Source organism: Novosphingobium aureum, assembly GCF_015865035.1.
GTDB lineage: Bacteria > Pseudomonadota > Alphaproteobacteria > Sphingomonadales > Sphingomonadaceae > Novosphingobium > Novosphingobium aureum.
In genome coordinates, this window is sequence record NZ_JADZGI010000004.1 from 1 (window position 1) to 22730 (window position 22730).

Annotated in this window: 22 protein-coding genes and 1 tRNA gene; 9 read left to right on the top strand and 14 right to left on the bottom strand. The window is 66.7% G+C overall.

All coding sequences use genetic code 11. The features are described from left to right. Window positions 1-188, top strand: a 188-nt coding sequence (locus tag I5E68_RS17000; protein WP_323982206.1) for an oxidoreductase C-terminal domain-containing protein, incomplete at its 5' end; no start/stop codon positions are given. Here I5E68_RS17000 and queG read toward each other — a convergent pair. After that, complete coding sequence (queG, locus tag I5E68_RS17005; RefSeq protein WP_197166305.1) at window positions 172-1269, bottom strand: tRNA epoxyqueuosine(34) reductase QueG; 1098 nt, start codon at window positions 1267-1269, stop codon at window positions 172-174. The two genes, I5E68_RS17000 and queG, sit on opposite strands and share 17 nt — an antisense overlap. Before the next feature lie 45 nt (window positions 1270-1314). On the opposite strand from queG, the gene I5E68_RS17010 reads away from it, so the two are divergent. Genes I5E68_RS17010 through msrB form a run of 3 tightly spaced genes read left to right on the top strand, consistent with a single transcriptional unit; the run spans window position 1315 to window position 4168 of the window. After that, window positions 1315-2319 carry an ABC transporter ATP-binding protein gene (locus I5E68_RS17010; protein ID WP_197166316.1) on the top strand — a complete coding sequence of 335 codons (1005 nt, stop codon included), beginning with the start codon at window positions 1315-1317 and terminating at the stop codon, window positions 2317-2319. Continuing rightward, window positions 2316-3590 carry an ABC transporter permease gene (locus I5E68_RS17015; protein ID WP_197166318.1) on the top strand — a complete coding sequence of 425 codons (1275 nt, stop codon included), beginning with the start codon at window positions 2316-2318 and terminating at the stop codon, window positions 3588-3590. The genes I5E68_RS17010 and I5E68_RS17015 overlap by 4 nt, the downstream gene beginning before the upstream one ends. Before the next feature lie 59 nt (window positions 3591-3649). Next, a complete protein-coding gene (msrB, locus tag I5E68_RS17020; protein WP_228727309.1) occupies window positions 3650-4168 on the top strand; it encodes a peptide-methionine (R)-S-oxide reductase MsrB in 519 nt (172 codons plus the stop codon). Window positions 4169-4199: 31 nt separating this feature from the next. Here msrB and I5E68_RS17025 read toward each other — a convergent pair whose 3' ends face one another. The 3 genes from I5E68_RS17025 to I5E68_RS17035 all read right to left on the bottom strand — a co-directional run bounded on the left by I5E68_RS17025 (window position 4200) and on the right by I5E68_RS17035 (window position 5985). After that, window positions 4200-5231 (bottom strand): acyltransferase family protein, encoded by a 1032-nt coding sequence (locus I5E68_RS17025; RefSeq protein ID WP_197166321.1) that lies wholly within the window; start codon window positions 5229-5231, stop codon window positions 4200-4202. A 199-nt stretch (window positions 5232-5430) separates the two neighbouring features. Further along, window positions 5431-5515, bottom strand: a tRNA-Leu gene (locus I5E68_RS17030). Window positions 5516-5703: 188 nt separating this feature from the next. After that, a complete protein-coding gene (locus tag I5E68_RS17035; protein ID WP_197166323.1) occupies window positions 5704-5985 on the bottom strand; it encodes an integration host factor subunit beta in 282 nt (93 codons plus the stop codon). Between the two features lie 329 nt (window positions 5986-6314). Here I5E68_RS17035 and I5E68_RS17040 point away from each other — a divergent pair, with 329 nt between their 5' ends. From I5E68_RS17040 to I5E68_RS17055, 4 genes are all read left to right on the top strand, one after another. Continuing rightward, a complete protein-coding gene (locus I5E68_RS17040) occupies window positions 6315-7901 on the top strand; it encodes a peptide MFS transporter (RefSeq protein WP_197166326.1) in 1587 nt (528 codons plus the stop codon). Between the two features lie 62 nt (window positions 7902-7963). Beyond that, a complete protein-coding gene (locus I5E68_RS17045; RefSeq protein ID WP_197166328.1) occupies window positions 7964-9349 on the top strand; it encodes an amidohydrolase in 1386 nt (461 codons plus the stop codon). Continuing rightward, window positions 9346-10662 carry an amidohydrolase family protein gene (locus I5E68_RS17050; RefSeq protein WP_197166330.1) on the top strand — a complete coding sequence of 439 codons (1317 nt, stop codon included), beginning with the start codon at window positions 9346-9348 and terminating at the stop codon, window positions 10660-10662. The genes I5E68_RS17045 and I5E68_RS17050 overlap by 4 nt, the downstream gene beginning before the upstream one ends. A gap of 94 nt (window positions 10663-10756) precedes the next feature. Then, window positions 10757-11527 carry an SDR family oxidoreductase gene (locus tag I5E68_RS17055; RefSeq protein ID WP_197166332.1) on the top strand — a complete coding sequence of 257 codons (771 nt, stop codon included), beginning with the start codon at window positions 10757-10759 and terminating at the stop codon, window positions 11525-11527. Between the two features lie 21 nt (window positions 11528-11548). Here I5E68_RS17055 and I5E68_RS17060 read toward each other — a convergent pair whose 3' ends face one another. The 8 genes from I5E68_RS17060 to rpe form a co-directional block, all read right to left on the bottom strand. After that, window positions 11549-12379, bottom strand: coding sequence for an alpha/beta hydrolase (locus I5E68_RS17060; RefSeq protein ID WP_197166334.1), 831 nt, complete (start codon window positions 12377-12379; stop codon window positions 11549-11551). 16 nt (window positions 12380-12395) lie between these two features. After that, window positions 12396-14330, bottom strand: coding sequence for a 1-deoxy-D-xylulose-5-phosphate synthase (gene dxs / locus I5E68_RS17065; RefSeq protein WP_197166337.1), 1935 nt, complete (start codon window positions 14328-14330; stop codon window positions 12396-12398). Window positions 14331-14495: 165 nt separating this feature from the next. Next, entirely contained in the window at window positions 14496-14981 is a 486-nt protein-coding gene (locus I5E68_RS17070) for a Fur family transcriptional regulator (RefSeq protein WP_197166864.1), read from the bottom strand. Window positions 14982-15076: 95 nt separating this feature from the next. After that, the gene (locus I5E68_RS17075) at window positions 15077-15256 is read right to left on the bottom strand and encodes a hypothetical protein (protein WP_197166913.1); all 180 of its coding nucleotides are present in this window, start codon (window positions 15254-15256) and stop codon (window positions 15077-15079) included. A gap of 222 nt (window positions 15257-15478) precedes the next feature. Beyond that, a complete protein-coding gene (locus I5E68_RS17080; protein WP_197166339.1) occupies window positions 15479-15694 on the bottom strand; it encodes a hypothetical protein in 216 nt (71 codons plus the stop codon). A gap of 23 nt (window positions 15695-15717) precedes the next feature. Next, window positions 15718-17310 carry a bifunctional phosphoribosylaminoimidazolecarboxamide formyltransferase/IMP cyclohydrolase gene (purH, locus tag I5E68_RS17085; RefSeq protein ID WP_197166341.1) on the bottom strand — a complete coding sequence of 531 codons (1593 nt, stop codon included), beginning with the start codon at window positions 17308-17310 and terminating at the stop codon, window positions 15718-15720. A 156-nt stretch (window positions 17311-17466) separates the two neighbouring features. Further along, a complete protein-coding gene (locus I5E68_RS17090) occupies window positions 17467-19425 on the bottom strand; it encodes a heparinase II/III family protein (RefSeq protein WP_370463786.1) in 1959 nt (652 codons plus the stop codon). A gap of 4 nt (window positions 19426-19429) precedes the next feature. Continuing rightward, window positions 19430-20092: a ribulose-phosphate 3-epimerase gene (gene rpe, locus I5E68_RS17095; protein ID WP_197166343.1), complete on the bottom strand. Its 663-nt coding sequence runs from the start codon at window positions 20090-20092 to the stop codon at window positions 19430-19432. A 332-nt stretch (window positions 20093-20424) separates the two neighbouring features. On the opposite strand from rpe, the gene I5E68_RS17100 reads away from it, so the two are divergent. Continuing rightward, window positions 20425-20922 (top strand): DUF2141 domain-containing protein, encoded by a 498-nt coding sequence (locus I5E68_RS17100; RefSeq protein ID WP_197166345.1) that lies wholly within the window; start codon window positions 20425-20427, stop codon window positions 20920-20922. Between the two features lie 35 nt (window positions 20923-20957). On the opposite strand, the gene I5E68_RS17105 is transcribed toward I5E68_RS17100, so the two are convergent. Next, window positions 20958-21722, bottom strand: coding sequence for a nucleotidyltransferase family protein (locus I5E68_RS17105; RefSeq protein WP_197166347.1), 765 nt, complete (start codon window positions 21720-21722; stop codon window positions 20958-20960). Then, entirely contained in the window at window positions 21719-22660 is a 942-nt protein-coding gene (locus tag I5E68_RS17110; protein WP_197166349.1) for a hypothetical protein, read from the bottom strand. Before I5E68_RS17110 ends, I5E68_RS17105 begins: the two co-directional genes overlap by 4 nt. Between the last annotated feature and the right edge of the window lie 70 nt (window positions 22661-22730).

Here is a 22730-nt window from a genome sequence, read left to right on the forward strand (position 1 = left end):
TGATGCGCGGCGATCCGGACGAACGCAGCTTCTCGGTCATTTACCTCAGGCAAGGCCGCGTGATCGCGCTCGACTGCGTCAACATGGTCAAGGACTACGTCCAGGGCCGCAAGCTCGTCGAGGCGGGCGCCAAGCCCGACCGCGAGGCGCTTGCCGACAAGGACGTGCCGCTCAAGTCGCTGCTTTAAGCCTCGTACTGGCCCATCGGGCGGCCTCGGCGACGACCGGATCGGGATCGACGAGCAGTGGCTCGACTTGCTCCAGCAATGCGGATTCCCCGCTGTTTCCTGCGGCATAGAGGCAGTTGCGGATCATCCGGTCGCGCCCGATGCGCTTGATCGGGGAGCCGGAGAACAGCTTGCGAAAGCCCGCGTCGTCGAGCGTGAGCAGGTCCGCCAGCGCGGGTGCGGTGAGCTCCGCGCGCGGCAGGAACGGCTTCATGCGGTGCGCGGTCTCGGCGAACTTGTTCCAGGGGCAGGCCGCGAGGCAGTCGTCGCAGCCGTAGATGCGGTTGCCCAGTCCCTCGCGCAGGTCTTCAGGCACCGGTCCCTTGTGCTCGATGGTGAGGTAGCTGATGCAGCGGCGTGCATCGAGCTTGTAGGGCGCGGGGAAGGCATTTGTCGGGCAGGCGTCCTGACAGGCGCTGCACGAGCCGCAGCGATCGCGCGCGGGCCTTGCTACCGGCAGCTCTAGCGTCGTGTAGATTTCGCCCAGGAACAGCCACGAGCCGTGTTCGCGGCTCACCATGTTGGTATGCTTGCCCTGCCAGCCCAGCCCTGCTGCGGCGCCGAGCGGCTTTTCCATGACGGGCGCGGTATCGGTGAAGACCTTGACCCCGACCGGACCGCCGTTCCCGCTCCCGTCGGTGCCCAGACCGCGCCGCTCCCCTTCGGCGACGATCCAGCGTGCCAGGTGCTTGAGCGCCTTCTTGACGGTGTCGTGGTAGTCGGCGCCTTGCGCATAGACCGAAATGCGCCCGGTCGTACCAGCATCCGCGAGCGCGAGCGGATCGTGCGCGGGGGCATAGCTCATGCCCAGCGCGATGACCGATCGGCACTCCGGCCAGAGCCCTTGCGGCGAGCGGCGATGGTGCGCGCGCTCCTCCATCCAGCCCATCGATCCGTGCATGCCTGCGGCAAGCCATTCGTCGAGCCCTTTCGCACGCGCAGGATCTTCGCTTGCGCAGGCTATCCCGAACGCGCAGAACCCGAGTTCGCGGGCCTGCTCTTCGAGATCTTCGAGGAATTCGATTAGGTTGGTCTTAACCAAGGCTGCTCCAGACCTGACGGAAACGTCGAAGGCGTCGAGGGGTCGATGAACATTGCACTAGGAGATTGGTCGGTGTCGGGCAATCGCGCGCAGGACGCCGCAGCGCAAGGAACGCCTCTGGCGATCCATGCCAGCGGGCTGGTCAAGCGCTTCGACGGCGTCACCGCGGTCGAGGGCGTCGATCTCGCGGTTCCCGAAGGTTCGGTCTACGGCATTCTCGGTCCCAACGGCGCGGGCAAGACCACTACCTTGCGCATGCTGCTCGGCATCATCGAACCCGATGCGGGCGAACGCGTCGTGCTCGGCTCCGACCGGCCCCACGAGATTGCCCACGCCATCGGCTATCTTCCCGAGGAGCGCGGCCTCTACCCAGCGATGAAGGCGGTCGAGGCGATCGCCTTTCTCGGGGCACTGCGCGGCCTGCCGCTCAGGGAAGGGCGGCGACGCGGGCGCGAGTTGCTCGAGACGCATGGCCTGGGCCATGCCGCCGACCGGCAGATCCGGCAGCTTTCCAAGGGCATGGCCCAGCAGGTGCAGATCCTCGGCACACTCGTCCATCGGCCGCGCCTCGTCGTTTTCGATGAGCCCTTCAGCGGTCTCGACGCGCTCAACCAGGGGCGGCTCGAACGGATGATCCGGGGCCTCGCCGAGCAGGGCACCACGGTGATCTTCTCCACCCACGTCATCGCGCACGCCGAACGCCTTTGCGACGAAGTCGCGATCATCGCCGGGGGCAAGGTGCCCTTCGCGGGACCGGTCGATCTCGCGCGCGACCGCATCCCGGCGCAGGTCCGCCTCGAAACTCGTGAGCGCGATGGTGTCTGGCGCGCGGCCTTGCCCTGCGACGCGCGTCATGAGGGCAATTTCTGGTTCTTCCCCTTGCCCGAGACCGGGATCGAGCCGCTGCTGCGCGCGCTGATCGAGGGCGAGGCCGGCATTCTCTCGCTCTCGATCGAGCGCGCTGGCCTGCACGATGCCTTCGTCGCCATCGCGGGCGAGGCGGCGGCGCGTGCGCTCGAACAGGACAATCCGGTGGAGGCAGGCGCATGAGCGGACCATTACGCAAGGAAGAAGCGCATAGCGGGCGTCTTTCCGTGCTGAGTGCGGCATGGGTCATCGCCCGGCGCGATTTCATGGCGATCCTGTTCAGCCGCGCTTTCTTCTTCTTCCTGCTCGGCCCCTTGTTCCCGCTGATCGTCGGCGCTCTGGCGGGATCGGTCGGCCAGCGTGTCCAGCAGACTGCCCAGCTGCAGGAGATCGGCGTGGTCATGGACGCCGAAGCCACCGCTGCCGTCGTGCAGGCAGGCGCGCAGCTCAAGGAGCAGCTCGGCGATGCCGTGCCCGATATCGTCGCCGTTTCGGGTCTCGATGCCGATGAGCGTGCCAATCCTGAAAACCTGCTGACCGCTCACGAGACCGGTGTCGCGGCGATCCTGTCCGGTTCGCTCGATGCGCCCGTGCTCAGCGGCCCCGGGCGCGAGATCGAGGCCTGGCGAGGGGCTGTCGCCATGGCCGTGTCGCGCGCGCGCTCGGGCACGGCTTTCGTCCTGCCCGAGGTCGCGCTGGCCCCAACGGTCACCAGTGGCGCAGACGAGCTGCGCGGGCGGCTGCGCACCGCGCAAAGTGCGCAGATGCTGCTGTTCCTGTTGACGATGATGCTGGCTGGCATGGTCCTTTCCAACCTCGTCGAGGAAAAGGGCAACAAGATCATCGAGGTACTCGCCGCCGCGATCCCGATGGAATCGGTATTTCTGGGCAAGCTCTTCGCCATGCTCGGCGTATCGCTGGTCGGGATCGCCACCTGGGCGACGGTCATCGGCGGGGTCTTTGTGATCGGCGGTTCGGCCATGCCCAGCCTGACCGAACCTGCGGTGGGCTGGCCGATGCTGTTCGTTCTGGGCGTGGTCTATTTTTCGACCGCCTACCTGCTGCTGGGCTCGGTCTTCCTGGCCATCGGGTCGCTCGCCAGCACGGTGCGCGAGGTGCAGACACTGTCGATGCCGGTGACCATGGTGCAGCTGCTGGTGTTCTTCCTTGCCAGCTACGCCATGACTCAGCCGGGCAGCACGATCGAGATCGTCTCGCTGCTGTTTCCCTTCAGCGCGCCCTTCGCGATGCTCGCACGTGCTGCGCAGGACCCGGCGTTGCTGCCGCATCTCGCTGCCGTGCTGGGGCAGGGCGCATGGGTCGTGCTGCTGGTGCGGCTCGGTTCGGCACTGTTTCGAAAGCGCGTGATGAAGTCAGGCGGCGCCGGTGCGCGAAAAGGGCGTGGCGGTGGGATCGGCCGGTTGTTCAGGCGAAAGGCAGCATCGCAGGCCTAGGCTCAGGAGGCGGGTGCTTCCTCGAGAGAAGCTGGGACCCGCGCCAAGGGAGACTCACCATGCCTGAGAAAACGCGTATGCTGCAGGCCGGCGCAGCGCTCGATCGCCGCGCGGCGCTGGTCTGGCTCGGCACCGGCGCGGCGAGCCTTGCACTCACCGCCTGCGGTGCCGGCGATGCCGAGGCGCGCAGCTTCCCCGTCCATTACAGCGAGGCGGAATGGAAGCGCCGCCTGACCCCGGCCCAGTTCCGCATCCTGCGCAAGGCAGGGACCGAGAGGCCCTATTCCTCCCCGCTCAACGACGAGCACCGCGCGGGCACGTTCGTCTGCGCAGCGGATGGCCACCCACTGTTCTCCTCACGCACGAAGTACGAAAGCGGCACTGGCTGGCCCAGCTTCTGGAAACCACTGCCCGGTGCAGTCGGCACCTCCACCGACCATGCCCTCGGCATGGCACGCACCGAGGTGCACTGCGCGCGCTGCGGCGGACACCTGGGCCATGTCTTCGGTGACGGACCGAAGCCGACCGGCAAGCGTTATTGTATGAACGGTGCTGCGATGAAGTTCCGCCCCGATTAGGGCAGGATCCTGGGCAGGGCGGAGCCTCGAGCTACTTTCCCGCCTCGGTCAGCGGGGTGTCGCCGCGCACTGCGTCGCGCCTTCCCTGCGTGCGCTGCCGCGCCGCTCGGTTGCCAAGCAGTGCGAGAATGCGATCGGTTGGCGGCACGAAGAGCCATGGCGCAAATCGGTCGCTGACCATGCGGATCGCAACCGGTACAAGCGCGCCCACCAGCGTGGTGAGAGGGACGGCGGCGACATGCGGGATCGGCAGTCTGGCGATGATCGCGAGGAAATGCGCAACCGCGGCGAAGTGGATCACGAAGATCTCGAGCGAATGTCGGCCGAGGAACTCGAAGAAGGCCTCCACCGGCTTTACGGTGGCGGCAATGATCGCGGCGAATGCCAGGCCCGCCGTTGCGCCGGCGACCGAAACACCGGGTATGAAGTCGAGGCGGTAGCTGATCGCGGCCAGAATCGCGCCTGCGGCAAAGACCGGGTACTTGTAGTGCCCCAGATGCGGGATGAAGCTGCGCCCGAACCAGAACGTGGCAAGGAAGAACACGGCATTGCGCGGCATGCGCGCCTGGATCGGGGTTATCCACTCGGGCGTGGTCGCATCGAAGCTGAACAGCAGCGCGAGAACCGCGAAGAAGCACAAGGCAAGCGCGCGGGCCGGGCCCGCGACCTTGCCGAAGATGCGATAGGCAAGCAGGGCCCAGATGAACCACAAGTGCAATTCGGGCGACCACCAGGCCGTAAGCAGGTAACTGGGAGACTTCGACTGGACGAGGGTGTAGATCGCCGTCCACAGCGCATAGAGCCAGATCAGGGGAAACAAGCGCTTGAGGAAGTACTTGGACCAGGTTTCGCTGATCGAATGGGCTGCGACATAGCCGGAGACCGCGAAGAACAGGGGCATCCGGATCGAAAGCAGCGGGTCATTGATCGAGAAGTAGAAATTCTCCGGCGTGAATTGCGCGTACTTGGACAGCAGCAGGACATGCCAGAAGACGACCAGCAGGATGGATATGCCCTTGGCGGTATCCAGCCATTTGAGTCGTCCCTTGGGAATTTCTACCATGCCGGGTCTCGATCGATGCTTGGGGGAAGGCTGAATGCTAAGTTCGGCCCTTCGCATGTGCAAGATGTAATGATCGAGCGCGCTGCGTTACTTGGGACAAGGTGTGCGGCTTGCGGGCCTGACTGAGAAAAGATCGCCTTTTCAGGCTCTAGCCCAGGCTTCGAGAGCTTTCGCTCGGGGGCTTCTGACCGAAATGTGCTGGTACGGGCGGCGGGACTCGAACCCGCACGATCAAGGATCAGGGGATTTTAAGTCCCCGGCGTCTACCATTCCGCCACGCCCGCATGTGCACTTGCTGGGCGCGATCTGGCAGATCGCGCGGGCTCGGGCAACGCAATTGCACGATGCTCTCGCGCTTTTCGCCGGATTGGCGTCCAGAACTGGCTGCGTTCAGATGAGGCGCCCGGAATGCGCGTGGCAGACCGGGCGAAAGCAGCGCGGAAGGCCTTGATTGCCGCGAAGGGGCGGAAGCTCAGCTTACGTTGAGCCTCGCGCGCATTTCCTTGCCCGGCTTGAAGTAGGGCACGCGCTTTTCGGGGACCTCGACGCTTTCGCCGGTGCGCGGATTGCGACCGACACGACCGTCGCGATGACGGGTCGAGAACGCGCCGAAACCGCGCAGTTCGACCCGGCCTCCATCGGCGAGGCGCTGGGCTATCTCGTCGAAGAATGTATCCACCGCGCTTTCGACGTCTTCGGTGCGCAGCTCGGGATTTTCCTTGGCAAGGGCCTGGAGAAGTTCAGATCGGATCATGGCGGTCACGTATCCTCGTTCAAGGGCGAAAAAAATCGCCGATCCCACATCGAATCATAAAATTGCGCGACCAATCGCATCTAGTTAAACGGAAAATGCCATTTTGCGGGCTCTCGCGCAATGCCTAAGGCCCCGATCGCGGTTTCTTTCGCGATTCCGGGCGCGACGACCCGGACTGTCCACGCGATGGGCCGCGCGGCCCCTTCACAACCCGCGTTTTGGCGCTAGGCTCGCGCCATCATTCCGCCTGCCGGAAGCGCCGTGACCGGCGCGACTGCGGTTTGCAGGCGAGACATTACGCTATCAAGACTAAGGGAATTGCGGGGTCGATGGCTACATCATTTGCCGAAAGCGGGGATGCCCGTGGCACTATCCTGGGGCATCCGAAAGGACTTTTCGTCCTCTTCTTCGCCGAAATGTGGGAGCGCTTCTCCTACTACGGCATGCGGGCGCTGCTGATCTTCTACCTGACCAAGCACTGGCTCTTCTCCGACGGCGAAGCCGGCGTCATCTACGGTGCATATACCGCACTGGTCTACATTACCCCGGTGCTCGGCGGCTATCTTGCCGACCGCTATCTCGGACAACGCAAGGCGGTGCTGTTCGGCGCCGTCGTACTGACCTTCGGCCACTTCCTGATGGGCTTCGAGGGTACCGGCGGGCAGGATGCGGCCAGCCTCAACGTGTTCTGGCTGGCGCTCGCGTTCATCATCGTGGGCTCGGGCTTCCTCAAGGCGAACATCTCGGTGATCGTGGGGCAGCTTTACACCCGCACCGATGCGCGCCGCGATCCGGCCTACACCATCTTCTACATGGGCATTAACCTCGGCGCCTTCCTCGGCTCGCTGCTCTGCGGCTACCTGGGCGAGACCTATGGCTGGTCCTACGGTTTCGGCGCGGCGGGCGTGGGCATGCTGCTCGGCCTCGTGGTCTTCATGTGGGGCAAGCCGCTGCTCATGGGCCGCGGCGAGGCACCGATCGCGCTTTCGAAGGGGCTCGAGTGGGGGCTTTACGGCGTCGGCCTGCTGGCAGTGCTGCTGTGCTGGTGGCTGGTCCAGAACCAGGCCGTGGTCGGCACTCTGCTCGGCATCTTCGGTGCGATCCTGGTGCTCGGCGTGATCGGCTACTCGGTGGTCAAGCTCCCGCGCGAGGACCGCGACCGCATCTTCGCCGCGCTGTTCCTGATCTTCGTCTCGATCGTGTTCTGGGCGCTGTTCGAGCAGGCGGGCAACTCGCTCTCGCTGTTCACCGACCGCGAAGTCGATCGCGTGATGTTCGGCTGGGAGGCTCCCGCCTCGATGTTCCAGTCGCTCAACGCTGCCTACATTTTCCTGCTCGCGCCGTTCTTCGCCGGGCTGTGGACGATGCTGGGCAGGCGCGGGATGGAGCCGTCGACCCCGTTCAAGTTCGGTCTTGGCGTGGTCCAGGTCGGCCTCGGCTTCCTCGTGCTGGTTGCCGGTGCCAATGCTGCGGGCATGGACAATGCCGTGCCGGTTGCGTTCATCTTCCTGATCTACCTGCTGCACACCACCGGCGAACTGTGCCTTTCGCCGGTCGGGCTCTCGGCGATGAACCGTCTCTCGCCCGCGCACATGGCTTCGCTGATCATGGGCACCTGGTTCTTCGCTTCGGCGACCGGCAACTTCGCCGCGGGTCTTATCTCGCAGGCCGCCGGCGGTGAGGGGCTCGAAGGCGGCGAGGCCGGCAAGGAGCTGGTGCTCGGCGTCTACTCGACGGTGGGCTGGTACGGCGTCGGCATCGGCATTGCCGTGCTCGCGCTCAGCCCGGTGGTGAAGCGCTTCATGCACCTCGACACCTTGCAGGACGACAATGTCTCCGACGATCTCGCGGGATCGCCGGAAGCCGGGATGGAGGCGCTTGAGGGCGGCGTCCACCCGGACCTCAAGAACAACTGACGCTACCGACCCGGCCCGCTCCAGATCGAGCGGGCCGGTTCATTTCAACAGGGGAATACGCGATGAGGGGTAAACCGCGCTTCGGGCGATTGGCGAGCGTTGTCGCGCTCGGTCTCGCGCTCGCGACTGCACCGGCAGCTCATGCCAAGAAGAAGGATGGCGACGAGGCGGTCAGCTTCGACAAGGATCCTTATCCCAGCACCTACAAGGCCTACCCGGGTCGCCCCACCGCCCTGGTGGGCGCCACTGTCTACGACGGTCGCGGCAAGCGCATCGACAATGGCACAGTGCTCTTTTCGGGCGGCAAGGTCGTCGCCGTCGGCGGCGCTGATCTCGCCATCCCGGCCGACTACGACCGCATCGACGGCACCGGCAAGTTCGTCACGCCCGGCGTGGTCGATGCCCACTCGCACCTTGGCGACTATGCCTCGCCCGGTGTCGACGCCAGTTCGGACGGCAACGAGGCTACCAGCCCGACCACGCCTGACGTCTGGGCCGAACACTCGGTCTGGCCGCAGGACCCCGGCTTCAGCCGTGCGCTGACCAATGGCGGGGTCACCTCGCTGCTGATCCTGCCCGGTTCGGCGAACCTGATGGGCGGACGCTCGGTCATGCTCAAGAACGTGCCTGCGATCACCGTCCAGCAGATGAAGTTTCCCGGTGCGCCCTATTCGCTCAAGATGGCCTGCGGCGAGAACCCCAAGCGTGTCTACGGCTCGCGCGGGATGAAGCCCTCGACGCGCATGGGCAACTTCGCGGTCAACCGCCAGACCTGGATCGATGCCAAGGCCTACATGGAGGGCGACCATTCCGAGCGCGATCTCGGCAACGAGACGCTCGAGGGTGTGCTCAAGGGCGAGATCCTCGTCCAGAACCACTGCTACCGCGCCGAGGAAATGGCGCTCGTGCTCGATATGGCCAGGGAAGCGGGCTACAAGGTCACCACTTTCCACCACGCGGTCGAGAGCTACAAGGTTGCCGACATGCTGCGCGAGGCGGACGTGTGCTCGGCGGTCTGGGCAGACTGGTACGGCTTCAAGATGGAAGCCTACGACGGTATCCCCGAGAATGCGGCGCTGATCGCCAATGCCGGGGCCTGCGTGGTGATCCACTCGGACGACCAGAACGGCATCCAGCGGCTCAACCAGGCCGCCGCCAAGGCGCAGGCGGCCGGCAGGCGCATGGGCATCGACATTCCCGACGCACAGGTCATCAGCTGGTTTACCTACAATGCGGCCAAGGCCTCGGGTGTGGCCGACAAGACCGGCAGCCTCGAGGAAGGCAAGATGGCCGACGTGGTCTTGTGGAACGGCGATCCGCTCTCGGTCTATTCCCGGCCCGAGAAGGTCTGGGTCGATGGCGCGATGCTGTTCGACGCCGACAATCCCAAGCTTCGCCCGGTCAGCGATTTCGAGCTGGGCCAGCCCGGTGAAGGAGACGTGAAATGAAGCGCATTCTCGCACTCACCGCAGCGCTTGGAGCGCTTGCCTGCCCGCTTGCGGCTTCGGCACAGAACATCGCCATCACTAACGCGACGCTCGCCAAGGGCGACGGCAGCGAACCTGTCGAGGGCGCGAGTGTCGTCGTCCAGAACGGCAAGGTCGTGGCCGCCGGTGTCGGCATCGCCCTTCCCGCCGGGATCGAGACTGTCGATGGCACCGGCAAGTGGGTGACGCCCGGACTTTACTCCGCGCTGACCGATCTTGGTCTGTGGGACGTCCAGGCGGTCGGTGACAGCAACGACACCGCCGCTGACGAGAGCCCGTTCAACGCCAGTCTCGACGTCGTACCTGCGCTCAACCCGAGCAGCCAACACATCGCGGTCAGCCGCGAGGGCGGGGTCACGCGCGCCAGCGTCACGCCCCATCCGGGCAATTCGATCTTTTCAGGCCAGGGGGCGCTGATCGATTTGGGCGCGGATGCCGCGATCGTCGACAACGCCCGCGCCTTCCAGTTCGTGGTGCTGGGCGAGACCGGGGCACGCCTTGCAGGCGGCAGCCGCGTTGCCTCGCAGGTCGTGCTGCGCAATGCACTGCGCGAGGCGAAGGCACTGGTCGGCACGCCCGCCGGCGCCGAGCGTGCGTCCGACGCGATGCTTACCCACGCTGACGCGGCCGCGCTGGGTCCGGTGGTCAAGGGCGAGCAGCCGCTTTACGTGATGGCCGAGCGCGCCTCCGACATCCGCGCCGTGCTTGCGCTCAAGAGCGAATTCCCGGCGCTCAAGCTGGTCTTGGTCGGTGCGACCGAGGGCTGGCTGGTGGCTCCCGAAATCGCCGCTTCGGGCGTACCGGTGATCACCGCGCCGATGCGCGACCTGCCCGAGCAGTTCGAGGTGCTGGGCTCGACCCAGTCGAACATCGGGCGCATGGTCCAGGCTGGCGTGAAGGTCGCGATCGGCATGTTCGCGGGCGACAACCAGCCGCGCTGGGCCACCGAGCAGGCGGGTAACATGGTCGCGCTCACCAGGATGCCGGGCGCCACCGGGCTGACCTGGGCACAGGCCTTCGCCGCGATCACTTCCATCCCCGCCGAGATCAGCGGCATGGGTGGCAAGGACGGCGGCAAGACCGAAGGCGTGCTTGCACCCGGCGCGGTGGGCGATGTGGTCCTGTGGGACGGCGATCCGCTCGAGCTGTCCTCGGCGCCGGTCTCGGTGTGGATCGACGGGGTCAAGCAGCCCTTCGACAGCCATCAGGCACGCCTGCGCGAGCGCTACCAGAACCTCGACAGGACTTACATGCCCAAGGCCTACGACTGGTAGGAGAGGGCACAATCGCGATCCGCATGCGTTGAATTTCCCAGATGGCTACGGCGAACCACCCGAGGGGGCGAGCCATGCGACAGGGGAATGTGACATGCGGATCGCGATCGTTACCGGAGGTGCCCAGGGCATCGGCAAGGGCGTCGTCCATCATCTGCTCGGGCAGGGCTGGCGGGTGGCGGCCTTCGATCGCGATATCGAAGCGCTCGACGAACTGGCAGCCGAGCTGGACAGCGAGGCGCTGCTGGCGTGTTCCTGCGATGTCTCCGAAGAAGATTCCGTCGCCGCCGCGCTTGAGAAGGTCCGCGCCTGGACAAGCGAGGCGCACGACCACGTCGGTATCGACCTGCTCGTCTCGAATGCGGGGCTTGCCGATCCCGATTGCGGTCCGATCGAGGACCTCTCGCTCGCGGAATGGCGCAAGTGGCAGGACAGCCACGTCACCGGTGCTTTTCTGACCGTTCGCGGCTGTGTCCCCGGTCTGCGCCGCCGCAAGGGCGCAATCGTGCTGATGGCCTCGACCCGCGCGCACCAGTCCGAGCCGCACACCGAGGCTTACGCTGCGGCCAAGGGCGCGCTATGCGCGATGACCCATGCGCTCGCGGTCAGCCTCGGTCCCGACATTCGCGTCAACGCGGTGCTTCCGGGCTGGATCGAGACGCGCGACTGGCAGAAGTCATCGCAGCGCGAGGTCGCCGAGCACCGCCGGATCGACCGTGAACAGCATCCGGTGGGCCGGGTTGGCGCGCCGCAGGACATTGCCGCGACGGTTGAGTTCCTCGCCAGCGAGGGCGCGGGCTTCATCACCGGGCAGCAGTTCGTCGTCGATGGCGGGATGAGCCGCAAGATGATCTACGCCGACTGAGCGTGCCGTTCGGGACTGAGCCTAGAGACCGTAGCTTCGCAGCCATCGCAGGGTGAATGTCTGCGCGCTCTCTCCATATTGCAGCTGATGCCCCTCGTGCGCAAAGCTCTTGAAGGTGCCGTCCCGGGCGGCTTCGGCCAGCCTGCGGCCTTGACCATGCGGGATCACCGCATCGTTCCCGGCATGGAGCACGAGCACCGGCGCGGCTAGCATGCCGATGGTAGCCAGACTGTCGTAACGGTCGTGGACGAAACGGCGCACGGGCAGCCAGGGAAAGGCTGCCGCAGCCGCATCCGGCAGGCTGGTGAAGGGCGAGACGAGCACCAGCGCTGCGGGCGGCCCACCCGCTTGCGACCAGCGCGAGGCCAGTGCCGTCGCGACGCCGGTACCGAGCGAGGCGCCCATGATCACTGTGCCTTGATGTGCGATCCCCTGCCGGGCGAGGAAGCGTGCAGCAGCATCGGCATCACGGGTCAGGCCGGCTTCGTCGGGTGCTCCGGGGTTGCCGCCATAGCCGCGATAGTCGGCAAGCAGAACGCCGTAGCCGCTGCGTGCGAAGGCATCGGTAGCCATGGCTGCACCGGCCAGCGTGTCGCCGTTGCCGTGAAAGAAGATGATGGACGGGCGCTCCTCGCGCGGCGGCGTCCAGGCCGCGCGAAGCTGCAATCCGTCATCGGTCTCGAGGCGGACCTCGGCAAAGCCCTGAGGTATGGCCACGCTCTCGGCGGGTGCCGGATAGATCAGCGCGCGCTGTCCGAAATAGAGCGCGGCGAACAGGCCGACCACAAGCGCGATCGGCACGCAGACCAGCACCGCGAAGAGAATGCTCAGCAGCCTTCTGCGTGGGGGCACGGTGCCGGTCTGAGTCTCAGGCCCGTGCTTCCTTCACGCCCGTGCTGTTGTGGCGCAGCGCCGAGAGCACGGTGTCGACGATCTGGGGCGCGTTGAGCCCGGCTTCGTCGTACTGCTTCTCGGGCTTGTCCTGATCCTGGAACACGTCGGGCAGGCGCATGGTGCGGATCTTGAGGCCCGCATCGGTGAGCCCCTCGTCGCTGGCCATGGTCAGGACGTGTGCGCCCAGACCGCCGATCGAGCCTTCCTCGATCGTCACCACGACCTCGTGGCTGAGCATGAGGCGGCGGATCAGGTCGGTGTCGAGCGGCTTGGCGAAGCGCAGGTCGGCGACGGTGGTGGTCAGCCCCTTGGCTTCCAGCTCGTCGGCGGCCTTGAGCGATTCGCCAAGGCGCGTACCGATCGAAAGCAGCGCGACCTTGCCCGCGCTCTTGTCGCTGCCGCGCACGATCCGCCCCTTGCCGATCTCGAGGCGCTGCGGGGTCTCAGGCAGGGCGACGCCGGTGCCGTTGCCGCGCGGATAGCGGAACGCGATCGGACCGCTGTCGTGCAGCGCGGCGGTGTGGGTCATGTGGACCAGCTCCGCCTCGTCGGCGGCGGCCATGACCACCATGTTGGGCAGCGTCGCGAGATAGGTCACGTCGAACGAACCGGCGTGCGTCGCCCCGTCGGCCCCGACGAGGCCCGCGCGGTCGATCGCGAAGCGGACCGGAAGGTTCTGGATGGCGACGTCGTGCACGACCTGGTCGAAAGCGCGCTGCAGGAAGGTCGAGTAGATCGCGCAGAACGGGCGCATCCCCTGCGCGGCGAGGCCCGCCGCGAAAGTGACGGCATGCTGCTCGGCAATGCCGACGTCGAAGCTGCGGTCGGGGAAGGCGCTGGCGAACTTGTCGAGGCCGGTACCCGAAGGCATGGCTGCGGTGATCGCGCAGATCGTGTCGTCGTGTTCGGCCTCGGCGATCAGCGCCTTGGCGAAGACTCCGGTGTAGCTTGGCGGACCGGCAGGCGCCTTGGTCTGCTCGCCGGTGACGACGTTGAACTTCTGTACGCCGTGGTACTTGTCGGCGGCCTTCTCGGCGAACTCGTAGCCCTTGCCCTTCTGCGTCACCACATGGATCAGGATCGGGCCTTCGGCTGCGTCGCGCACGTTCTCGAGCACGGGAACGAGCGTGTCGAGGTCGTGGCCGTCGAGCGGGCCGACGTAGTAGAAGCCCAATTCCTCGAACAGGGTGCCGCCCATCGCCATGCCACGGGCGAATTCGTCGGTCTTGCGCGCGGCGACCTGGAGCTGGCGCGGCAGCTTGCGCGCGAAGCGGCGCGCGAGTTCGCGCAGGCCGAGGAACTTGCCCGAGGAAACCAGCCGCGCGAGGTAGGACGAGAGCCCGCCGACCGGCGGTGCGATCGACATGTCGTTGTCGTTGAGGATCACGATCAGGCGGTTGCCTGCGGCCTCGGCGTTGTTCATCGCCTCGTAGGCCATGCCGGCGCTCATCGCGCCGTCGCCGATCACCGCGATGCCGCGGCCCGGGACTCCCTTGATCTTGTTGGCCATCGCGAAACCAAGCGCGGCCGAGATCGAGGTCGAGCTATGTGCGGTGCCGAAGGGATCGTACTCGCTCTCGGAACGCTTGGTGAAGCCTGAAAGCCCGCCGCCCTGGCGAAGCGTGCGCATGCGCTCGCGTCGGCCGGTGAGGATCTTGTGCGGATAGGCCTGGTGGCCCACGTCCCAGATCAGACGGTCTTCGGGCGTGTTGAAGACGTAGTGGATTGCGACGGTGAGTTCGACCACGCCGAGGCCCGAGCCCAGGTGTCCGCCGGTCTCGCCGACGGTAGATATGGTCTCGGCGCGCAGCTCCGCGGCCAGCTGCTGCAGCTGGTCGGCCTTGAGTTGGCGCAGGTCGTCGGGGGTGGTGACGGTGTCGAGTAGCGGGGTGGCCGGTTCGGCATTCATTCCATGGGCCTTACACAGTTACGACGAACATGTCGATCAAACGCGCGCATCGATTAAGCGTGCTTTTCCAACAACCCCAAGAGCGGTGAGTAGTGCCCAAGAAGACGGAGTCGCCGCTTCGCCTTGCGGTGTTTTGCAAGTGCATCCGAGGGAGCTGGCGCGCTGTCAGCTGCAGGCCGCGCAGGTACCGCGCAGCTCGACCACCGGGCGCACGTCGGCAAAGCCGGAATCGCGTGCGGCCTGGACCAGCGCACCGGTCAGGGCGTCGTCGTCGATATGCACGACCTGCCCGCACGAATCGCAGATCAGGAAAATGCAGTCGTGACGGCAGCCGGGATGGCTGTTGGCGATATAGGCATTGGCGCTCTCGACCCGGCGCGCGAGGTTGGTGCGCACGAACAGATCGAGGATGCGATAGACCGAGTTGGGAGCGACGCGCTTGCCGCGCATGGCGGAAACGGCCTCGGCGAGGTCATAGGCGGAGCCGGGCGACTTGCGGTCGGCAAGCGCTTGGAACACGTCCGCGCGCATCTCGGTCCATTGCTCGCCGGCTTCGGTGAGAACCGCCCGCGCGGCGGTAACGAGATGATCGCCGGACAGGTCCTGATGGCCATGCCGGGCTTCTTCGTGCTGATGACAATCTGTGCCCATGGTCACCATATGGGCGATGCCAGGGCGCGACGCAACGTCAGGCCGCAGGGGGGGCTGACGCCGTTTGGCGGGCCCAGCGCCCGCCGGCGGCTAACTCAGCGGGTGCTAGCGGCTTCTGCCGGGGGAACCACGCTGCTGGCGAGCGAACCGGGCGCATCGGCGGCCATCACGCCGAATACCAGCACCGCACCGCCGGCAAAGCCGAGGGCGAAGAAGCGGGCGAATTCGGTTTTCAGGTGGCGCAGCATGGCAGATCCGGTCAGTTGTTGGGTCACTGGCAGGCGTTCTGGACGCACTGCCGTTCGACTTGTGTGAGCCCCTTTGCCGCAAATTTGCTTAGCGTCGAGTGAACATTCCCGTTCTTGGCGGGGTGTCTCGACGGGGCGTTGTGCTGTTGCGGTGAACTGCAGTTCACCGCTGGAACGAATGTCACGCGAAGGCGTGTTTTGCTAATCTTGCGAAGGGGATAGCCGAGCTGCTTGCGGCCCGGTCGGGCGTCATGCGGGAGGCTGCCAGCCGCCGATCGCGGCACTGGCGAGCGAGGCCAGCGCCAGAACCAGTATCGGCAGGGCGGCACATGCGAACGGCAGCGCCAGCGCTGCGATCCACTTCGTGCGCCGCCCGAGGCGACCCAGCCGCAGCAGGATCGCCGAGGCGAGGAACCCGCCGAGAAAGCCGAGACTGACCAGCGGGCCGAACCAGGGAAGCGGCATCTTCGCGGCGTTCCCTCGTCCGATCAGTGGCGGAAGTGGCGCATGCCGGTGAAGACCATGGCGAGGCCTGCCTCGTTGGCCGCGGCAATGACCTCGTCGTCACGAATCGAGCCGCCCGGCTGGATGATCGCGGTGGCACCGGCTTCGGCTGCGGCGAGAAGGCCGTCAGCGAAGGGGAAGAAGGCGTCCGAGGCAACCGCGCTGCCGACGGTGCGCGACTTGTCCCAGCCGAACTTCTCGGCGGCCTCGGTGGCCTTCATTGCGGCGATGCGGCTCGAGTCGCGACGGTTCATCTGGCCCGCGCCGATACCGGCAGTGACGCCGTCCTTGGCATAGACGATGGCGTTCGACTTGACGTGGCGCGCCACGGTCCAGGCGAAGAGGCAGTCGCGGATCTCGGCATCGCTGGGCGCGCGCTCGGTGACGACCTTGAGATCGTCGAAGCCGATCGCGCCATTGTCGCGGCCCTGTACCAGCAGACCGCCGGTGATGGGCTTGACGTTGAGCCCGCCGCGGCGCGGATCGGGCAGGTCGCCGGTAAGCAGCAGGCGCAGGTTCTTCTTCTTGGCGAAGAAGGCGCGCGCGTCCTCGTCGGCGTCGGGGGCGACGACGACTTCGGTGAAGATCTTGCAGATCGCCTCGGCGGTGGGCCCGTCGAGGGTCTGGTTCACGGCGACGATGCCGCCGAAGGCCGAAACGTCGTCGCAGGCCAGCGCGCCTTCCCAGGCATCGAGCAGGCTGTCGGCCTGCGCGACGCCGCAGGGGTTGGCGTGCTTGACGATGACTACCGAGGGCTTCTGGCCCTTGAACTCCGCAGCGAGCTCGAAGGCGGCGTCGGCGTCGTTATAGTTGTTGTAGGACAGTTCCTTGCCCTGGATCTGCTCGGCCTGCGCCAGACCCTTGGTGAAGGGGCCGACGGGCGTGTAGAGCGCGGCCTTCTGGTGCGGGTTCTCGCCATAGCGCAGCGGGGTGGCGATGCGGCCGTTGACCGAGAGCATCTCGGGGAACTCGAGGCCTTGGTCGGCGAAGGCGAACCACTGCGAGATCATCGAATCGTAAGCCGCGGTCTGCGCGAAGGCGCGCGCGGCCATCAGCTTGCGAAAGCCCAGCGTGGTGCAGCCGTCGGTCGCCTCGAGCTCGACCATGAGGCCCTCGTAGTCCTTGGGGTCGGTGACGATGGTGACATAGGCGTGGTTCTTGGCTGCCGAGCGCACCATCGAGGGACCGCCGATGTCGATGTTCTCGATGATCGTGTCGCGGTCCGCGCCCTTGGCGACGGTCGCCTCGAACGGGTAGAGGTTGACGACAACGAGGTCGATCGCGCCGATCTCGTGCTCGGCCATCGCGGCGGCATGCTCGGGGTTGTCGCGCACGGCGAGCAGGCCGCCGTGGACCTTGGGGTGCAGCGTCTTGACGCGTCCGTCCATCATCTCGGGGAAATCGGTGATCTCCGAGATGTCCTTCACGGTCAGGCCAGCGTCGCGCAGCGCCTTGGCGGTGCCGCCGGTCGAGACCAGCTCGACGCCGCGATCAGCGAGAACCTTGCCGAGTTCGGCGAGGCCGGTCTTGTCGGAGACCGAAAGCAGGGCACGGCGGATCTGGACGGTATCGGTCATCTTGTGGGCTTTCCTCGGGCGCAGGAGCGGTGTTCCTATGCGCGCGCCCATAGGGTGGGCAAGCCGAGGGGGCAAGGGCGCGGTGCCGGAAAAACGTCACTTTTGCGCCAGTCGGACAGGCCTTGCGGCGAAGCCGTGATCGCGCGGCCCGCGCGATCAGCCCATCTTCTTGAGAAGCCAGCCGAAGTTTCCGCCCCCGCGCGAGACCATGCCCTGGATGACGAGCTGCTGCGTCGCGACCGGGCGGCCCTGGCCGTCGACCCACAGCGAATCCTCGATCTCGACCGGACCCGCGCCCGAGCGGAATTGCCAGTAGCTCTGGTCGGGCAGCAGGATCGCGGCGCCGTGACCGTCTTCGGTAAGCGCGACCTCTACCTCGGGGCCGAGGTGGAAGCGGATCGCGAAGCCGACCTTGCCGCGCTTGCCCTTGCGGCTGGCGGGCAGGAGCATGTCCTCGCCGCGCAGTTCGCTGCCGTCGTCGCGCACGATCAGAATGCGGCGGTGAGTCAGGCCATAGCGGGCGGCATAGCCGTTGTGGCTGGCCTCGAGGCGGGTGGCGCTGGTGCCGCTCTTTTCCTGCTCGAGCGTCTTGCGGTCGACGTCGACTGCGGTGACGCCCGCACCGATCATGCCGTTGATCAGCACGGCGGTCGAATTGGCATCGTCGAGGGTCAGCGTCGAGTGTGCGGCGGTGGCGCGCAGGCCCTGCTCGAGCCTGACCGGGACCAGTCCGCCACCACTCGCCGCACCGCCGCAATTGACGAAGAGGCGGTGCCCGGCGTGCGAGAACTCGAAGGCGAGCGTGGAGGCGCAGCCGTAGCGCGCATCGCCCGGCATCGGCGGCGGGGCCGTGTCGAACTGGAGGATGGTACGGTGCGCGGCGACGCGCTGGTAGCCCCACTGGCGGACCTCGCGCAGCGGGCGGGTGCGCACTTCGCTGGCCTTGACCAATGCCTCTACGTCTGCCGCGCTGACGGCCCATCCGCCCTGCCAGGAACCCAGCGAACCATCGCCATGGCACAGCGCGAGAAGCGGAGGCACGAGCATCTCGATCACCCGTTCCATCGAGGGTTCGGGATCGCGGCGGGTCGCCTTGTAGCAGTTGCGCAGCCGAACCAGCAGCGCGATTGCCTCCATCTGTGCGATCGGGCTGCGCGAAAGCACGCCGCCATCGTCGCCCATCAACTCGCCCAGCGCCTTCATCAGTCCGGCCTCGCCATAGAGGCGGCGCGGGCGGCCTTCGGGCAGGAGCAGGCCTGCCGCGACGATGCCGCACCAGCCGGAGACTTCGGCGAGCTTGTCCTCGGCCGAATGGACGTGGCGGTCGAGCCAGCGTGCGGTCTCGGCGACATGGGCGAGGACGCGCAAGCGAAAGGCCTTTTCGCCCGAGAGAATCAGCGGTGCGTGCACCAGCCAGTTCATCAGCCGCGCGCCGGTGTTGCCGACGGCCCAGGCCGGGCCCTTGCCGGGCTTGGCGGGCGGCTTGGGATTGGCCTGGAGCCAGGCGCCGAGAATGCGCTCGGCCGTCGCGGTGCCCTGCTCGCGCGGGCCGCAGGCTTCAAGGTCGGTGAGCCAGGCGAAGGAGTGCACCACGCGCTCGAGCGGCGGCGTGACGCGGCCCGCGCCCGCGAAGTCGACCTGTGCGATCGGGGTCTTCGCGCCGTGGACGAGGAAGTGCCCGGCGCGCAGCGCTGTCCCTGCGCAGGCATCGCCCGGGACGGTATTGTGCACGGTCGCGAGCAGGCGGGTGCGCGCCTTCTTGCCGAACGGGGAGCTGAGCATCGTGCCCGGTACACCGAGGCGATAGGCAAAGCGGATCAGGCGTTCGCCTGCGCCGACCGACGGCGGGGAGAAATCGACGAGTGCGAGCGCGCGGCCGGTGCCCGACTGGTCCGCATCGACTACCGGAGCAGCGGGTTCGGCAGCAGCGGAGGGTTCAGCGGGCTCGGCCGGTGTCACGGCCGGGTTTGGCCCGGGGGAGGGTGAGGCGGTGTCCACGACCCCTGCGCTCATCGCGCCGACGCTGACGTCGGCCCCGTCATCGACGCAATCGCGAGCCGGACGGGTCTCGTCCGGGTTGCGCGTCTCGATGTCGGGGCGGGTATCGAGGCTCACCGGATCAGGCCGCTCCCTTCAGGGTGCGGATGTTAGTCGCGTAATGATCGGGCCCGCCGCGGAACGTGGCCGATCCGGCGACGAGGACGTCTGCACCGGCATCGACACACAGCGGCGCGGTCTTGGCGTCGACGCCGCCGTCGACCTCGATCTGGATGTCGCGGCCCGACTTGTCGATCATCTTGCGCACCGCCTCGATCTTGCGAAGCTGGCTCGTGATGAAGCTCTGGCCGCCAAAGCCGGGGTTGACGCTCATGATCAGGACGAGGTCGATCTCGTCGATCAGGTAGTCGAGCATCTTGGCGGGCGTCGCGGGGTTGAGCGAGATGCCGGCCTTCTTGCCCAGCTTCTTGATCGTCTGGACAGTGCGGTGAACGTGCGGGCCGGCCTCGGGGTGCACGGTGATGATGTCCGCGCCTGCCTCGGCGAAGGCCTCGAGGTAGGAATCGACGGGAGAAATCATCAGGTGCACGTCGAAGGGCTTGGTGGTGTGCGGGCGCAGGGCCTTCACCACCGCCGGGCCGATGGTGATGTTGGGCACGAAGTGGCCGTCCATCACGTCGACGTGAATCCAGTCCGCACCGGCCTCGTCGATGGCGCGCACTTCCTCTCCGAGCCGCGCGAAGTCGGCGGACAGGATGGACGGCGAAATCAGCGGCGTGGTCATGTAAAACTTTGCTCCTTAATTATGGCAGATAGGGCACCATATCTTGGGGCGACAAGCGCACGACTCAGCGTTTTCCACACGCGATATGGGTCAAGCGGTGGTTAACGGGCAATTTGCATCGCTTACGATTGCAGGCGCAGCCTCCTCGGAGGGCGTGCGCGCCCGCGGCCTGTCCTCGAACAGTCTGTACGGATTAAGTGGCCATTCAGCGCGCCGATGGCAGGAAAGCGAAATGAAATGCGGACCTTGTGCCGGGTCTGGCCTGCTGCCACTGGGGCAGGCAGGCACGGCGGCCGTCCGCAAGGAAGATGCAGGAGCAGATGAAGCAGCTAATGAAGACGCCTATCGGCAAGTTCACGTTTCTCGCCGCGATGGGGGCCGTGGCCGCCGGTTTTGCGGTGCCCGCCGCGGCGCAGTACAATCGCGAGATTCGCAACGATCTGAGCAAGTGCAACAGTGCCTCGGGTCCGGGGCTTCTGGTCACGCTCGACGGCGTCAAGACCAGTCAGGGCGATATCCGGGTGCAGAGCTACAAGGCCACGGCAAAGGACTGGCTCGAGAAGGGCAGGTGGCTCTCGCGCATCGAGGTGCCCGCCAAGAAGGGCACGATGACCTTCTGCGTACCCGTCTCCGCGCCCGGCACTTATGGCATCGCGGTGCGCCACGACGTCAATGGCAACGGCAAGACCGACATCACCGAAGATGGCGGGGCGATGTCGAACAATCCCTCTATAAACATCTTCAACCTGGGCAAGCCGAGCTACACCAAGGTCGGTGTCGACGTCGGCAATTCGGTCAAGTCGATCCGCATCCAGATGAAATACATGTGACCCGGCCGTTGTCGGGTGGGTCTGGCGACGGGGCGCTAGCCTCGGGCGAGGATCTGCCGGGCATCGGCAAGGTCGGAGGGCTTGTCGACGTCGACCGCGGCAAGCCCGTCGCGCGCGGCAACGAGTCTCGCGCGCACTGCGATGCGTTCGCCGAGCCGTGTGATCGCTTCGGCCATCGTGAGGCGGCGCAGCACGAAGCGCACGAGAATGCCGGGGCCTAGCTTGGCGGCGATACGCCAGGGGCGCTTGCGGTCGGCCTCGACGTCTTTCCACATCTGGATAGCGGCGCTGGCATTGCCGCCCGCGAGCAGGAACAGGTTGCAGCCCGACCAGTCGCCATCGGCGAGGCGCAGCCAGGTCCGCCTCGAGCCGGGCATGGCTGCTTCGATGGCCTCGCGCCGGGCAAGCAGGATCGCGACTTCGGCATCCTCGGGGGTGTCGGCGATGAAATCGCGGACCCATTGAGCCTTGAGCAGCGCATGGTCGGCGGTGGTGACCAGCATCGGGGTGCCGAAGTGAGCAAGGCCAGCCGCGACGCTGGCGCTCGGACCTGCTTCGGCGGCGAGTACCTCGCAGTCGAGCGCCATCGCCATGCCGGTGACTGCCGGATCGTTGGCGATGACGGCGATGCGCGCGATGCCCGCTTCGCGCAGCGCGCTGACGACCCGCGCAAGCATCGGCCTTCCCGCGACATCGACGAGCGCCTTGTGGCTCGTCCCTTCCGCCGCGGCGACGGGATCGGGCGCACCGGGGCGCGAGCCGGCCAGAACGAGCGCGCAGACGGGGGCGTCAGGGGTCACGCGGCAGGGTCTCCAGGGTTTGCGGCGGCCTTCCTCCTGGCACGCCAGACACCAAGCAGGACGGCCGGGGCGCTGAGCACGGGATGGCGCTCGCGCCAAGGCGTCACCGTCACGGGCACCCCGGTGTGGCGCTCGATCTTCCAGGCGGCATAGCGCGCTGCGCCTTCGAACGTGGTCGATGCCTTGAGCAGGCGCAGGACGTTGTAGGGCTTGCCCAGACGCTGGCGACCCTTCCACCAGCGCAGGACGCGTCCGCGCTCTGCCGGGGTGAGCTCGGGGCGAATTTCGCCCTCGGGAGTACCGCGGGCGAAGGCAATCCCGTCGGCGACGAGTGCAAGCGTCAGCAATCCGTCGAAGTGTTCGCGATTGGCCGAGAGGATCGAATCCTCGCGCCCCGCTTTCTCGACGCGGAATTCGGCGGCATAAGTCGCGCGGAACAGCGCGCGCCAGTAGTCCTGTGGCTGCCCGCTGGCGGGGCCAAGCGCCACCGCAAGCCGCGCGGCCGTGCGCGCGGCATGGGCGACGGCCGCCGCGACGTCGGCTGCGGCGATCTCGTCGCGTTGCCAGGCGAGCGCGCTGGGCTGGACGAAGCGCGCCCAGATGGTGGTGTCGCGCAAGGCCCCGGCGGCGGCGGCGCGGAATGTCTCGAGCGCCATCGTCGCGACCTTGGCGCGCAGTAGCACGCCCTCGTGGGTCCATTCGTGGTAGCTGACGCGCGGCCAGATGCGCTCGATCTGCGGGCCTTCGGTCAGGACGTAGAAGTCGAGCACGCCCTCGAGCGAGCCGGTTCTGAGGTTTGAGCCGTAGAACAGTACGCCCGCAACCGCGTTTCCGGCTGCGGCGGATTGCGCTGCCAGCCTTTCGGCAAAGGCCCTGACGGGGGCTTCGACCGGCCTGTGCAGCGCGGCGCGCACGCGTCCATCGAGATCGTCACTCATCGCGTCACCGTCGGGCAAGCGTGCTTTCAAATCAAGCCGGGCGGCCGGTCCTGCCGGGGATTACCTTGTC

Excerpts from the sequence above, each read along its gene's own strand:
- I5E68_RS17010 (WP_197166316.1), top strand. The coding sequence starts at position 1,315 with ATGAACATTGCACTAGGAGATTGGTCGGTGTCGGGCAATCGCGCGCAG.
- I5E68_RS17080 (WP_197166339.1), bottom strand. The coding sequence starts at position 15,694 with ATGCCGCTTCCCTGGTTCGGCCCGCTGGTCAGTCTCGGCTTTCTCGGC.
- I5E68_RS17050 (WP_197166330.1), top strand. The coding sequence starts at position 9,346 with ATGAAGCGCATTCTCGCACTCACCGCAGCGCTTGGAGCGCTTGCCTGC.
- purH (WP_197166341.1), bottom strand. The coding sequence starts at position 17,310 with ATGACCGATACCGTCCAGATCCGCCGTGCCCTGCTTTCGGTCTCCGAC.
- I5E68_RS17100 (WP_197166345.1), top strand. The coding sequence starts at position 20,425 with ATGAAGACGCCTATCGGCAAGTTCACGTTTCTCGCCGCGATGGGGGCC.
- I5E68_RS17035 (WP_197166323.1), bottom strand. The coding sequence starts at position 5,985 with ATGATCCGATCTGAACTTCTCCAGGCCCTTGCCAAGGAAAATCCCGAG.
- rpe (WP_197166343.1), bottom strand. The coding sequence starts at position 20,092 with ATGACCACGCCGCTGATTTCGCCGTCCATCCTGTCCGCCGACTTCGCG.
- I5E68_RS17025 (WP_197166321.1), bottom strand. The coding sequence starts at position 5,231 with ATGGTAGAAATTCCCAAGGGACGACTCAAATGGCTGGATACCGCCAAG.
- I5E68_RS17055 (WP_197166332.1), top strand. The coding sequence starts at position 10,757 with ATGCGGATCGCGATCGTTACCGGAGGTGCCCAGGGCATCGGCAAGGGC.
- I5E68_RS17045 (WP_197166328.1), top strand. The coding sequence starts at position 7,964 with ATGAGGGGTAAACCGCGCTTCGGGCGATTGGCGAGCGTTGTCGCGCTC.
- I5E68_RS17110 (WP_197166349.1), bottom strand. The coding sequence starts at position 22,660 with ATGAGTGACGATCTCGATGGACGCGTGCGCGCCGCGCTGCACAGGCCG.
- dxs (WP_197166337.1), bottom strand. The coding sequence starts at position 14,330 with ATGAATGCCGAACCGGCCACCCCGCTACTCGACACCGTCACCACCCCC.
- I5E68_RS17040 (WP_197166326.1), top strand. The coding sequence starts at position 6,315 with ATGGCTACATCATTTGCCGAAAGCGGGGATGCCCGTGGCACTATCCTG.
- I5E68_RS17015 (WP_197166318.1), top strand. The coding sequence starts at position 2,316 with ATGAGCGGACCATTACGCAAGGAAGAAGCGCATAGCGGGCGTCTTTCC.
- I5E68_RS17070 (WP_197166864.1), bottom strand. The coding sequence starts at position 14,981 with ATGGGCACAGATTGTCATCAGCACGAAGAAGCCCGGCATGGCCATCAG.
- msrB (WP_228727309.1), top strand. The coding sequence starts at position 3,650 with ATGCCTGAGAAAACGCGTATGCTGCAGGCCGGCGCAGCGCTCGATCGC.